Genomic DNA, 13,129 nt, shown 5'->3' with positions numbered 1-13,129 from the left:
TACTACCGCGCCTTGACGCTCAGATACTCGCCATGCTCGCCGTATCGCTTGCCTTTCGGATCGACGTTCGCACAAAGATGGCCGTCGCAAATCGTCACATCGGCATGGTTGTACACGCTTACCAGATCTGCCGACATCTGGTTCTGCTTGATCACGTCGGCATAATGCATCGCCAGCCACGCCCCGCCGCCCAGTAGCAAGAGCAGGGACATTGCCGATACGCCGATCACTTTCCAGATCAGCATGCGATGCAGTTGCTCCATGCGCTTGAGCTGTTGCGCCAATGCGCTCACTTCCGCGCCGACTTCGCTGCCGGCGGTGCGCAGGCGTTGCTGATAATCCTGTACCGGGCGCTCCAGGCCATCCCGCACCTGGCCCATGACCTGGCTCGGCAGGCTTTGCAACGAACCGTCTGCCGACTGCTTGATGATCGCCGGCAACTGCTGGCCGAGACTGTGCAGATGCCGTTCGATGTTTTCGCAACGGCGTTCGAACTGCTCCATCAATACCGCGGCATGGCCGATCAGCACTTCCAACTCTTGTTGCTGCATGGTCCCTCGCTCCCCCTTGGGTCAGCCCATCCGTTGCGGGCCGCGGGTGGGGTTGTCCTGCTGCGGTGGCTGCTGCGCTTGCTGTTGTGCGGCGGCATGCTCCTGCTGATTCACGGTCGCTTTCGCGTTGGCCAACAGCTGCTGTGCGGGTTGCGTCTGGGCCAGTGCCTGCGTGTCGTTGCGTAGCGCTGCCCAGTCGCCGTTCTGGGCCGCGCTCGCCATGCGCTGAAGGCGTTCGGCGAATTCGTTATGGCCGCCGGGCTGGGCTTGCGCGTGTCCCTGACTGCCCCGCGCATCGGCATGCGGCCCGGACTGCGTCCGTGCGTCTTGCAGATGCTTGTACGTGGCATTCAATTCATCCTTGACGTTGCCTTCGGCGGCGAAGTGATGGCCCAGAAAGCCGCGACCGGTCCAGTTGCCGTCGTTGCCGCGCGTATAGGTGTAGCCGTCCGATCCCTTCAACATGTTTTGTGCCGGAGCCACCGCCTCGGGTTCTCCGCCCAACTTCGACCAGCCAAATTGCTGGTAAGCCTGGTGATAGCGGTTGGCAATCGCCGGCATGGATTGTTCGCTGTTCTTGGCGATCGTCGCTTCGGCCTGGCGATCCAGCTCCGCTGCACGCTGCGGAGTCGCCCTCTCCGTGTGCGACACGAGCATGCCGTGTTCGATGTAGTGATCGGCCACATCGCGCGACCAGGTATGCGTCGCCGGATCGCGCACCCAGTTGCGGGTAGCGATGCTGTGTGTATCGGTATTCGCGGCTTTGAGGCTGTAGGGGTCCTGCGGTGTTGGCGCGCCGGCCAAAGCCAGTTCCACAGCGACACCGCTCGCCTTGTAGTTGAGCTGGTTGGACAACGTGGCATCGGCGGTATGCGTTGTCATCTTCATTCCCATCGACATGCCGTCGTAGCTGGGCGCGGTTGGATCGACCTGCATTTCGTAGCGCTGCCAGCCCGCGGCCGGCTTGTCGGGATCCAGATGCCAGCGATTGCCGTCGCTGTCTTTTTGCGTGTAGACGCGATAGCGGTCGACGGCATCGGCCAGCTTGTTGCCGCCGATAGCGCCGATGATTCCGCCTGCGGCGCCGGTAAGCAGTGCGCCTGGTCCCGTTTCGATGCCGGCCGCCGCGCCCAGCTCCGTGCCGAGCGCAGCGCCGCCGAGCATCGACAGGTTGCGCGCGCCGAAGTGGATGACCTGGGATTGCGCGCCCAGGCTGTTTTTCTGGCCGAGCAATTCGGTGGTGCGATTGGCGGTCTGCGTGGCATCGACAGCCACCGCGACAGCACCCGCGGCACCGACAACTTTGCCCACCTTCGGGCTGATGCCTTCGGGTGTAACAACTTTCTTCGGCGCCAGGCCCTCGCCGGTCACCACCGTTTCGGGTGTGCCTACCTTGGGTGCGGTTTCATGCGGCCGGGGATTTGCGTTTGCCGGCTTGCCCGCCGGAACGCCCGTGGCGACGGCAACATGTGGCGCGGTGTATCCCGTATTCACGCGCACCAGACCGTAGCCTTCCAACTCGGCGGCCGTGGCGAAGCCCTTCGAGTCGACACCGAGGCGGTGCACGAATTCCTTGGACAAGGTCACGCCCTTGCCCGATGGCGCATTGAAAACGGGTTCCGCCGTCGCGCGAACAAAAGGCTCCTGCACCTTGGCCAGTACCGCTTCGGTGCCGCCGTTGGCCTGGAGATGCCGCAAGTTCGCCACGGACTCGCCGCCCAGCGACCGTACATTGGGGTTGTTCAGTACGGTGGGGACTTCGACTTGACCGAATACCCGCTTGGGACTCGCGGCAGAAGCGACCACATCGATATCGCCACGCAGAGATTGGGCGAACTCCTCGGATGCGCGGCCCCAGACGCAGTTTTTCAGCGAGGTGGGGTTGTTCAGCGGAACATCCGCATTGCCATAGAGAAAGTCATTGGCGAATTTTCCCGCTTCCGCCGGGGCAACGCCTTCGGAGACAGCGATCGACCTGACGCGGTTCTTGATGCTCGCGTCGACGTTCGGGTCGCTCAGGAATTTGGCCCGAGGGGTATTGTCGATAATGTTGAGATGCGCGTTCTCGGAGAGCTCCAGAACGATGTCGTGCGACGTGGTCGCGCCGACTTTTCCGCTATACAGTGCGCCACCTTCGCCGTTCGCGGTGGCAGGGAATTCGCGGGCGATTCGCTGGATATCTTCCAGCGATTTCGCCTTGCTGATCTCTTCAAGCTGCTTCGAATAATCATCCATGGCGCACCTCTTTTAAGTAGACGCGTGAAGGCGATCAGCCTTTGAGAATCCAACCATCGCGGAAATGGATGGTTCCAAGAAAATGCGAGCCTTCCACTTCGTACAGCGGGCTCGGACGATTTTCGTTTTCCAGGGTGTAGATCTTTTCGACCAGCTTGACGGTGGCGGCCATGACCATCTCGATAGCGCGCTCGTCAAACAGCGCCCTTCCCTCGAGATTCCCCACGTTTTCCCTGGACTCGTAGCCGAAGGACGTCACTTCGAGATTGAAATCATGCTTGTTTTCGGCATAGACCTGCGTGATCTCGCCATACCACGGGGTTTCGGCAATCTCGACCGCAAAGGTTTCATGGCCGAGTTCATCCCATCCACGGATGCCGCCCGAAAATTGTGCTCGTGTCGGTCCAACATCCATCCAGTCAAATCTATTCATTGAATTTCCCTTCAAATGAAACGATCGGGTCGTACATGGGGCATCTCGACGCGGGAGTATGCCTTAGCGACGACGACTTTTACGTCGCCTGCGCCGCAAAGTAACGCCCCGGCGGCAAGCCATAGCTACGGCGGAACATGGCCACGAAGGCGCTGACGCTGGCGTAGCCCAGGGCATCGGCGACATTGGCCACCGGTTCGCCCTCGGCCAGCCGTTCCAGTGCGCGCGACAGACGCGCCTGCTGTCGCCACTGCGCAAAACTGCAGCCGGTTTCGCTGCGAAACAATCGGCTGATCGTGCGCGGCGAGACGCCGGCCCAGGTGGCCCATTCTTCAAGGCTGCGCGAGTCGTGCGGGCGTTCGAGCACGGCGTGCGCGATGCGGTTCAAGCGGCGGTCGGTAGGAATGCTCAGATGCAGGGGTTCGATCGGCGCGCGGCGCATTTCGTCCATGAGCACGGCAAGCACGCGCTCCTGTTCGGGCTTGAGCGTGTCTTCCAGGGTCCAGCCGCTCGCGCGGTAGACCAGGGCGCGCAAGAGTTCGTTGGCGCTCAGTACGCAGGTTTCCTTCGGCATGCCATGAGCGGCATGCGGGGCGACGAACACGCCCCAGCCGCGCATCGCACCGGAGATGCGGATCGTGTGCATTTCGCCCGGTGGCATCCAGCCGACGCGTTGCGGCGGCAGGGTCCAGGAGCCGCTGCGCGTGCGCACGCTGAGCAGGCCGCTTTCGACGTAGAAGAACTGGCCGCGCAGATGGCTGTGCCAATCCTGCTCCTGCGCATGCATGGGGTCGTGCTTGTCGACCACGTAGGCAATGAGGCCCGGGCCGTCGGCGCATTCGATACGGTGGAAGATCTCTTCGTGAGTGAAGGCGAGCGTCATGGCTGGATCGCGATAGTTTGTGGCTTGTTAACGATATCAGGCCACGGCGATTCGCGCTTAAACTTGCGCTGTCGCCTCGCGTCCGTCCCCACAGCGACCCGTTCGCCAGCCGTTGTCACGGCCCAGCCCATTCGGGCGTCTTTAGTAAATAAGACCACCGGACGCTTCAAGAACATAAGAAAGGAGATCGGCATGTTGATTTCCGACTCACCCTGCGTGCCCACGGATGCCGCCGAAGCGCTGATCCGCTTTGTCGCCCATGCCCAGCTGATGCTCGATCCGGCCACGCCGGAAGCACTGCGCCGCAGCATAGAGCCGCAACTATTGGCTGTGCTCCCGACCCTGCGGGCGCTCGGTTTCTTCGACCTGGTCGAGATCAGGGATCCGGCGATGCGTGCCCTCATCGCCGACGAAATGGCTTTGCGGCGCGGTTTGCCGCGGGCGAAGGAGTTAGCTGAAGTCTGAACAATAGCTACGGCAAAGAGTGCCTAAAATATATTTGCCTTGACAAATATTATTTCGGCAATATTATGCCTGGCATGGAAAAGAAGAACGCCCAAAGCCTTGCCGCCTCCAACGAGAAGGTCTCCAACGAAAACCTGGGCGTCCTGCTCGGGCTGGTTCGTGGAGAGCTCGTCCGCGATATCGAAGCGGAGATGGCCGAGCTGGGGATGGACCTTCGTTTCAACCAGTTCCTGATCATCAAGCGTCTCGCGCTTATCGGTCCGATGTCGGCGACCGAGCTGGCGCGGGCCGTGGAGCTGGATGGCGGCGCGATGACCCGCCAACTGGACCAGCTCGAAAAGAAGGGATATCTGCGTCGTTGCCCGCACGAACAGGACCGCAGGGCATTGCGCATCGAGTTGACGGAGGCCGGGACGGCCGTCTGGAACCAATTGTCCGACTGCAACGATCGCGTGCTGGCTGCGGCCCAGCGGTCGTTGAACGAGGTCGAGAAGAACCAGCTTCACGAATACCTGGCGCGCGTACTGCGTGCGCTCCGCGACAAGACCTGAAATCGACTATTCCGGGATATTCCCATGCGTCTGCACTTACTTGCGGCTGCAACCGCTATCTCTTTGGCCCTCGCCGGCTGCGCGAGCAGCGGCGGCCTGCATCCGGATGGCAGCCTGACCGATCCGGCCACCCTCAAGGCCGATCGCAGCCTGACCCGGCTCGAACTGTCGCCGGCGCAATGGCCGCAACAGGATTGGTGGACCGGCCTGGGCGATGCCCAGCTCAGTGCACTGATCGAAGAGGCCCTGAAGGACAATCCGAATCTGGCCATGGCCGATGCGCGCCTGCGCGAAGCCCAGGCCGAAGCCGGCATCGCCGACGCTGCACGTGGCCCGACGGTCAATGCCGGCGCGTCGGTTGCGGGCGCACGCCTGCCGACCACGATCGAACCGTTCGGCAACGGCCACTTCGCCGCCGCCAAGTACGCCTACGGCAGCTTCAAGTGGGATGCCGACCTGTGGGGCGGCAAGAAGGCAGCGTGGGAAGCGGCCGTCGGTAGCGCTCGTGCCGCCGAGATCGAAACGCGCGCGGTGCGCATCGAGCTTTCGACCAATGTCGCACGCGCCTATGTACAGCTGTCGTACGCCTATGCGCAGCAGGATGTCGCCAAGGCCGAACTCGATCGTGCCAATCATTCGTATCAGTTGACCTCGCAACGCGTCAGCGCCGGCATCGACAACCAGATGCAGTTGAAGCAGATCGAATCGGAAGTGGCGAGCGCGCAACAGCAGATCGCGGTAACCGATCGCGCGATCGACTCGGCGCGTTCGGCGCTGTCGGTACTGCTCGGCAAGGGTCCGGACCGCGGCCTGGACATCGTGCGTCCGCAAACCTTGCAGCCGAGTGCACTGGCCGTGCCGGACAATCTGTCGATCGACCTGGTCGGCCATCGCGCCGATCTGGTCGCCGCACGCTGGCGTGTCGAGGCAGCCGATCAGGGCATCAAGGAAGCCAAGACGCGCTTCCTGCCGGACCTGAGCATCAGCGCAATGGCCGGCATTGTTGGCCTCGGCGGCGGCAACATCTTCCAGATGCCGGCGCGTTTCTACGAAGGCGGCCCGGCGATCAGCCTGCCGATCTTCGACGGCGGCCGCCTGCGCAACAACCTCGCCGGCAAGGACGCGCAGTACGACGAGGCGGTCGCGCAGTACAACCAGACCCTGGTCAGCGCGGTGAACGACGTGGCCGACGATCTATCCGGCCTGAAGTCGCTGGGTGACCAGATCACCGCACAACAGCGCGCGCTCGATGCCGCCAACGATGCATGGAAGCTGGCCGACCAGCGCTACAAGGCCGGTATCGGCAGTTATCTGGAGGCACTGAGCGTGCGCCAGGAGCTACTGGTGGCCGATCAGCGCATGGCCTCGCTGCGTGCGCAGCAGGTCGATCTGTCGGTGCAACTCATTCAGGCGCTCGGCGGCGGGTTCCGTCCGCAGGCCGACGACGCCAATCTCGTTTCCCGTTCTAATCCTTCTCGTTCCTGAGGCTGATTGTCATGTCTAGCCAGAATCCTGTCGCAGCCGAAGCTTCGGCTGTCCCCCCGCAGAAGAGCCGTCGCGGTTTTCTGCTTCGCCTGCTGGCGGTCGTGCTCGTTGTGCTCGCGATCGCCTGGGGCCTTTGGTATTACTTCGATGGCCGCTGGTACGAAGGTACCGACGACGCCTATGTCAACGGCAACGTCGTGCAGATCACGCCGCAGGTGCCGGGCACGGTGGTGACGATCGGCGCCGATGACGGCGACCTGGTTCATGCCGGCGACGTGCTGGTCAAGCTCGATGCGGCCAACACCGAAGTGGCGCTGGCCGAAGCGAAGGCCAACCTCGCCAGCACGGTGCGCAAGGTGCGCGGCCTGTATAGCAACGTGTCGGGTGCGCAGGCCGATGTGGCCGTGCGCAAGGTGGCGGTCGACAAGGCACGCGCCGACTACAACCGTCGCCGCGACCTGGCCAAGTCCGGTGCGATCTCCAGCGAAGAACTGTCGCACGCGCTGGACGCCCTGACCTCCGCACAGAGTGCGTTGACCACCGCCGAGCAGCAGTTGCAGACCAACCGGGTGCTGGTCGACGACACCGTCGTCGCATCGCATCCGGATGTGCAGGCCGCTTCGGCGCGTCTGCGCCAGGCTTACCTGGATAACCTGCGCACCACGATCATTGCGCCGGTCGACGGCTACGTCGCCAAGCGCTCGGTGCAGCTGGGCCAGCGCATCGCCGTCGGCGCACCGCTGATGGCGGTGGTGCCGCTGCACCAGGTGTGGATCGATGCCAACTTCAAGGAAACCCAGCTGACCCATATGCGTATCGGCCAGCCGGTGGAAGTCACGGCCGACGTGTATGGCAGCAACGTGAAGTACAAGGCCACGGTGCAGAGCCTGGGCGTGGGCACGGGTAGCGCGTTCTCGCTGCTGCCGGCGCAGAACGCCACCGGTAACTGGATCAAGATCGTGCAGCGCGTGCCGGTGCGTATCTTCTTTACCGACGCCAAGCAGCTCGACGAGCATCCGCTGCGCATCGGTCTGTCGATGGACGTGTCGGTCGGCCTGCACGACCAGACCGGTGCGATGCTGGCGCAGAAAGCACCGACCGCACCGGCCTTCAACACCGATGTGTACGGCAAGCAGCTGGCCCAGGCCAACAGCGTGATCGACGAGATCATCCACGCCAACATGGCCAGCGCCAGCGCGCAGGCCGACGCGGCGAAGAAGTAAGAACCCTTTGCCCCTCGCCAGCCTGGCGAGGGGCCTCAAGCTTTCGCAAAGAACGCTATGAACACACCATTTCGTCCACCGAGCATCGGGCTGTCCACGATCGGCCTGTCGCTGGCAACCTTCATGCAGGTGCTGGACACGACGATCGCCAACGTGTCGCTGCCGACGATTGCCGGCAACCTGGGCGTGAGCGTCAACCAGAGTACCTGGGTGATTACCTCGTTCGCGGTGAGCATGGCGATCGCGCTGCCACTCACCGGTTTTCTCACCCGTCGCTTCGGCGAGGTGAAGCTGTTCATCTGGTCGACGCTGCTGTTCTCGCTCGCGTCTTTCCTATGCGGCATTTCGCAAAGCATGGGCATGCTGATCTTCTTTCGCGCGATCCAGGGTGCCGTGGCCGGTCCGATGTATCCGATCACGCAGAGCCTGATGATCTCGATCTACCCGCCGGCGAAGCGAAGCATGGCGCTGGCGTTGCTGGCGATGGTGACGGTGGTTGCCCCGATCGCAGGCCCGATCCTGGGCGGCTGGATCACCGACGATTACTCGTGGCCGTGGATCTTCTTCATCAACGTGCCGATCGGCATCTTCGCCAGCATGGTGGTGGCCAATCAGATGAAGGGCCGCAACGACGTGCTCTCGCGGCCGAAGATGGACTATGTCGGCCTGATCACGCTGATCGTCGGTGTGGGCGCCTTGCAGATCGTGCTCGACAAGGGCAATGACGAAGACTGGTTCAATTCCACCTTCATTGTGGTCACGGCGATCATTTCGGCCATCTCGTTGATCGTGTTCCTGATCTGGGAACTGACCGACAAGGAGCCGATTGTCGACCTGAAGCTATTGCGTCACCACAACTTCCGCATGGGCACGATCGCCCTGGTGCTGGCCTACGCGTCGTTCTTCGCGATTGGTCTGCTGGTACCACAGTGGTTGCAGCGTAACCTGGGCTACACGGCGACATGGGCAGGTTTTGCGACCGCGCCGCTGGGTATCTTGCCGGTGCTGTTGACCTTCATCGTCGGCAAGTACGCCACGCGCTTCGACCTGCGCCTGCTGACGTCCTGTGCGTTCCTCATCATGGGTACCACCTGTCTGCTGCGTTCGCAGTTCTATCTCGACATCGATTTCTACCATGTCGCGATGGTGCAGTTGCTGCAAGGCCTGGGTGTGGCGCTGTTCTTCATGCCGGTGACGACGATCCTGCTGTCGGATCTGCAGCCGCATGAGATCGCCGCAGGCGGCGGCCTGGCCACCTTCCTGCGCACCGTGGGTGCGAGTTTCGCGGCGTCGTTGACGACCTTCATGTGGGACCGTCGCGCGATCGTGCATCACTCGCAGCTGACCGAGCACATCACGCCGTACGACCAGAGCACGCAAGCGACGTTGTCGCAGTTGGGCGACAGCCAGCACACGATGGGCGTGATCGAGCAGATGATCACCCAGCAGGGTTATCAGATCTCCTTCAACGAAGTCTTCCGTGCGTTGGGCTGGATCTTCTTCGCGCTGATTATCGTGATCTGGATGGCGCGTCCGCCGTTCTCGGCGAAGGCGGGTGCGGGTGCTGGCGGGCATTGATTGGGCCGGACTTACCGCATAAAAAAACGGCCCTGGTGGGCCGTTTTTTTATGCGCGTCGCAAAGCGACGCTTACAGATTGAACGCCAGACCCACCAACGCCATGGTCTCGCCACGGTTCGGATCGTGGATGCCGCCGTTGGAAATATGACGCACTTGCAGGCTCCAATGCTTGAACTGGTAACCCACGGTGTTGACGAACTCGCCGGTGCTGCTCAGAGCCACCGTCTTGCCGCTCAAGACCGCAACCTGGGGAGCCCAGAAAAAGCCGTGGTACCAATCGTCGTCGTCACCGTACTGGAAGCGCACGCCGCCGGCCGCCAGCTTCACATCGTCGGTGGTACCGAACTTCGTGTAGCGATAGCGGGCAATGTCGCGGCCATTGATATAGCCGAGCGAAAAATCGCCGGCCCAGGTGAAATTGCTGTGGCCGAGCTGACGGTCGCCAAGGACCAGTTCGGCAAAGCCGACGTTTGTGCCGTAACTGTCCATGTAACTGCGACCGCCCTGAATTTCCAGGCGCGCGGCGGCGGCCGGAATGGCCACGCCAAGGAGAGCGAGCGCAACAGCACTGCGGACAAAAGTCGAGGAACGCATTTTAAAAATCCTTCGCTTGAAGAGCTTTTTGTGTACTTAATAGTTTATTAAAACGGGTTGACGTTAAGTGAAGCTTTCGGCGCTGAATTCAAGGACTCTGTGTTGCATTTCTCGAACGCTCTCCCGGCATTGACTTGCCAAATTACCCGGGTATTATTCGTCAATAATTTTGACCGGGTAAAACGATGGGCGTCCCTGCTACCTGCACCGCGTTCGTCGGTTCTCGACGAATTGCTTCAGGCTCCCTGGCCGAGGTCGCTCTGGCCACCAAGCGCGTCGTCGATGCGCGATCGGACGAGCCCGTACTGATTTTCGACGACGCCAGTGCACACCAGGTCGAGATCGATTTTCGCGGTAGCGCGGACGATGTGCTGGCCCGCCTCGACGAGGGCAAGGCAAGCCGCGGCCCGGGGCGCCCCAAGCTCGGTGTTACCGCACGCGAAGTCACCTTGCTACCCCGTCATTGGGACTGGTTGGCCGAGCAGCCGGGCGGTGCTTCTGCCGTATTGCGACGCCTGGTCGAAGACGCGATGCGCCATGGTGGCGCGAAGCTGCGTGCGCGGCAAGCGGGCGAAGCGGCGGATCGTTTCATGCGCACTATGGCCGGCAATTTTGCCGGGTACGAAGAGGCCTCGCGTGCGTTCTGGCGAGGTGAGATCGAGCGGTTCGATACACTCATTGCCCCATGGCCGGTCGATGTGCGCGATCATCTGCGCAAGCTGGCTGCGATCGCCTGGGATGAAAGCGCCACTTCGTAAGTTCGACGCAAGCCTTATCCATCTTTTCCTTTAGAGCGAAACTGCATTCATGTCGTCCCCTCACGCGCGCCGGCCCTTGCTGACCGAAGGTCCGATCGCCAAGACCCTGCTGCTGTTTGCCTTGCCGATTCTCGGCAGCACGGTGCTGCAATCGCTCAACGCATCGGTCAATGCGATGTGGATTGGTCACTACCTGGGCGAGTCCGCCCTGACCGCCACCAGCAATGCCACGCTGATCCTGTTCCTGCTGCTCAGTGCCGTATTTGGCGTCAGCATGGCCTGCACCATCCTGGTCGGCCAGAGCCTGGGGGCGCGCAATGTGCGCGAAGCCAAGCGCGTGGTCGGTACCAGCGCGGGGTTCTTCCTGGTCATCTCGTTGGTCATCGCCGCGTTGAGCTATGTGTTCGCACCGGGGCTGCTGCGCGCGATGGGCACGCCGGCAGACGCCTTGCCTTTTGCGGTGCCGTATCTGCGCATTATTTTTCTTGCGCTGCCGTCGATGTATTTCTACAACTTCATGATGATGACGCTGCGCGGCGCCGGTGATTCGCGCACGCCGTTCCTGTTCATGGGTTTGTCGGTGGTGCTCGACGTGGTGTTGAACCCGGTGCTGATCTTCGGCGTGGGTCCGTTTCCGAAGATGGGTATCGCCGGCTCCGCTACCGCGACGCTGATTGCGCAGACGGTGGCGCTGTTTGCCCTGCTCGGCACCTTGTACGCGCGCAAGTATTTTCTGCGCATTACCCGGGCGGAGCTGGGTTTCCTGAAACCCGATCTGACGATTCTGCGCGCCTTGATCTTCAAGGGCCTGCCGATGGGCCTGCAGATGATCGTGATTTCCTCGTCGGCGATCCTGATGATGCGCCTGGTCAACGGCTTCGGCTCGCAGACCACCGCGGCCTACGGTGCCGCCACCCAGCTATGGAACTATGCGCAGATGCCGGCCATGGCGATCGGCGCGGCAGTGTCTTCGATGGCGGCGCAGAACGTCGGTGCACGCCTGTGGGATCGTGTCAGCCGCATCGCCATCACCGGCGTGATCTACAACTTTCTGCTCGGCGGGACACTGGTCGGTATCATCTATTTGTTCAACGAGCCGGCCTTGAACCTGTTCCTGCCCGGCGACAGCGTTGCCCTGGGGCTGGCCGAGCATCTCAATGCGATTGTGGTGTGGTCGTTCCTGTTCTTCGGCGTGACCTTCGTGCTGTTTGGCGTGGTGCGTTCGACCGGCGCGGTATGGCCGCCGCTGATCATCCTGACTATCACGATGTGGATGGTGCGTCCGCCATTTGCATTGAGCTTGATGTCGAGCATAGGAGCGGATGCGATCTGGTGGAGTTTTCCGCTCGGTTCATTGCTGTCGATGTTGCTGGCGATCGGCTACTACCGCTGGGGCGGTTGGCGCCATGCGCATATGCTGGTGGGCCCCGCCAAGCCTGGCAGCTTGCCGCCCGTGCCGACCCAACCCGCACCGGCTCAGATGACCGAATAGACTTGACGTTACAGACAGTAAAAAAAGGGCGCCGTTAGCGCCCTTTTTTGTGCGCGCATCCAGGCTCCGCACATAAGCAATCTGCGAAGATAGACGTTCGAACGACTCGTCTCACTGTTGGATTTCCTCTCCCCATGTCTGCTCCTGATGCACTCGATCCTCAAGCCGGCGCTGCCGTCTATTCCCCATTGGTACTGAAACTCTACGACGCCTGGGTACTGGGCATCTCCAACAGCTACGCCTGGCAGTGCCCTACCCGCCGTGTCCTGTTGCCGTTCTATCGCCAGCATGCCGGCCAGCGCCACCTGGATGTCGGCGTGGGCACCGGCTATTACCTTGCGAACGCCGGGTTCGACGCCGAGCGGCAGATCACCCTGCTCGATCTGAACCCGAACAGCCTGCATGCTGCGGCACGGCGCCTGGGTCGTGCGGATACCAAAGTTGTCGTACAGAACGTACTGCAACCCACGGCCGGTCTAGGCGACAACAAGTACGATTCGATCGCACTGTTCTACCTACTGCATTGCTTGCCCGGCACGATGGTCGAGAAATCACGTGTTTTCGAAAATTTGAAGGTGCACCTGCCCGACGATGGTGTGCTCTACGGTGCGACAATTCTTGGAGATACCGCTGGGCACAACGGCTTGGGTCGCAAGCTGATGGATGTCTATAACAAGAAAGGCATCTTCGGAAATCGTGGGGATACGCTCGAGGCGTTGCGCGATGGTTTGCAAAAGCACTTTGACGATGTGCGGCTCAGCCAGCACGGAAAGGTAGCGTTGTTCGCTGCGCGTGCGCCCAAGCACTAGCTGCTCTGCCGAATTCGTGGGTCGCAACTGAAGTCGCTCCTACAAGATAGCGACGTTTTTCTAGTTTGTG

At 61.7% G+C, this 13,129-nt stretch carries 13 protein-coding genes; 8 read left to right on the top strand and 5 right to left on the bottom strand.

The window, feature by feature from the left end:
• Positions 1 to 2: 2 nt before the first annotated feature.
• The 4 genes from QMG46_RS03585 to QMG46_RS03570 all read right to left on the bottom strand — a co-directional run bounded on the left by QMG46_RS03585 (position 3) and on the right by QMG46_RS03570 (position 4,102).
• Positions 3 to 551, bottom strand: a complete 549-nt coding sequence (locus QMG46_RS03585) for a relaxation protein (protein WP_281851101.1) — start codon at positions 549 to 551, stop codon at positions 3 to 5.
• Positions 552 to 572: 21 nt separating this feature from the next.
• The gene (locus tag QMG46_RS03580) at positions 573 to 2,786 is read right to left on the bottom strand and encodes a hypothetical protein (protein ID WP_281851100.1); all 2,214 of its coding nucleotides are present in this window, start codon (positions 2,784 to 2,786) and stop codon (positions 573 to 575) included.
• A 34-nt stretch (positions 2,787 to 2,820) separates the two neighbouring features.
• Positions 2,821 to 3,219 carry a hypothetical protein gene (locus QMG46_RS03575; protein ID WP_281851099.1) on the bottom strand — a complete coding sequence of 133 codons (399 nt, stop codon included), beginning with the start codon at positions 3,217 to 3,219 and terminating at the stop codon, positions 2,821 to 2,823.
• A 79-nt stretch (positions 3,220 to 3,298) separates the two neighbouring features.
• The gene (locus tag QMG46_RS03570) at positions 3,299 to 4,102 is read right to left on the bottom strand and encodes an AraC family transcriptional regulator (protein WP_281851098.1); all 804 of its coding nucleotides are present in this window, start codon (positions 4,100 to 4,102) and stop codon (positions 3,299 to 3,301) included.
• A 192-nt stretch (positions 4,103 to 4,294) separates the two neighbouring features.
• On the opposite strand from QMG46_RS03570, the gene QMG46_RS03565 reads away from it, so the two are divergent.
• From QMG46_RS03565 to QMG46_RS03545, 5 genes are all read left to right on the top strand, one after another.
• Positions 4,295 to 4,567, top strand: a complete 273-nt coding sequence (locus tag QMG46_RS03565; protein ID WP_281851097.1) for a hypothetical protein — start codon at positions 4,295 to 4,297, stop codon at positions 4,565 to 4,567.
• Positions 4,568 to 4,641: 74 nt separating this feature from the next.
• Positions 4,642 to 5,118 (top strand): MarR family winged helix-turn-helix transcriptional regulator, encoded by a 477-nt coding sequence (locus QMG46_RS03560; RefSeq protein ID WP_281851096.1) that lies wholly within the window; start codon positions 4,642 to 4,644, stop codon positions 5,116 to 5,118.
• Positions 5,119 to 5,142: 24 nt separating this feature from the next.
• Positions 5,143 to 6,603 carry an efflux transporter outer membrane subunit gene (locus QMG46_RS03555; protein WP_281851095.1) on the top strand — a complete coding sequence of 487 codons (1,461 nt, stop codon included), beginning with the start codon at positions 5,143 to 5,145 and terminating at the stop codon, positions 6,601 to 6,603.
• Between the two features lie 11 nt (positions 6,604 to 6,614).
• On the top strand, positions 6,615 to 7,826 hold the full coding sequence (locus QMG46_RS03550; RefSeq protein ID WP_281851094.1) for an HlyD family secretion protein: 1,212 nt from the start codon (positions 6,615 to 6,617) through the stop codon (positions 7,824 to 7,826).
• Positions 7,827 to 7,883: 57 nt separating this feature from the next.
• The gene (locus QMG46_RS03545) at positions 7,884 to 9,404 is read left to right on the top strand and encodes a DHA2 family efflux MFS transporter permease subunit (RefSeq protein ID WP_281851093.1); all 1,521 of its coding nucleotides are present in this window, start codon (positions 7,884 to 7,886) and stop codon (positions 9,402 to 9,404) included.
• A gap of 71 nt (positions 9,405 to 9,475) precedes the next feature.
• Here the strand turns inward: QMG46_RS03545 and QMG46_RS03540 are convergent, their stop codons facing one another.
• On the bottom strand, positions 9,476 to 10,000 hold the full coding sequence (locus QMG46_RS03540) for an acyloxyacyl hydrolase (protein WP_281851092.1): 525 nt from the start codon (positions 9,998 to 10,000) through the stop codon (positions 9,476 to 9,478).
• 185 nt (positions 10,001 to 10,185) lie between these two features.
• Here QMG46_RS03540 and QMG46_RS03535 point away from each other — a divergent pair, with 185 nt between their 5' ends.
• The 3 genes from QMG46_RS03535 (at position 10,186) to QMG46_RS03525 (ending at position 13,059) form a co-directional block, all read left to right on the top strand.
• The gene (locus tag QMG46_RS03535) at positions 10,186 to 10,758 is read left to right on the top strand and encodes a DUF2239 family protein (RefSeq protein ID WP_281851091.1); all 573 of its coding nucleotides are present in this window, start codon (positions 10,186 to 10,188) and stop codon (positions 10,756 to 10,758) included.
• A gap of 49 nt (positions 10,759 to 10,807) precedes the next feature.
• The gene (locus tag QMG46_RS03530; RefSeq protein ID WP_281851090.1) at positions 10,808 to 12,250 is read left to right on the top strand and encodes an MATE family efflux transporter; all 1,443 of its coding nucleotides are present in this window, start codon (positions 10,808 to 10,810) and stop codon (positions 12,248 to 12,250) included.
• 134 nt (positions 12,251 to 12,384) lie between these two features.
• Positions 12,385 to 13,059: a class I SAM-dependent methyltransferase gene (locus QMG46_RS03525; protein WP_281851089.1), complete on the top strand. Its 675-nt coding sequence runs from the start codon at positions 12,385 to 12,387 to the stop codon at positions 13,057 to 13,059.
• Positions 13,060 to 13,129 lie beyond the last annotated feature (70 nt).

The organism is Dyella sp. GSA-30 (assembly GCF_027924605.1).
Taxonomy (GTDB): Bacteria; Pseudomonadota; Gammaproteobacteria; order Xanthomonadales; family Rhodanobacteraceae; genus GSA-30.
The sequence above is the reverse complement of the archived record's forward strand: the minus strand, read 5'-3'. Positions and strand labels throughout refer to the sequence as shown.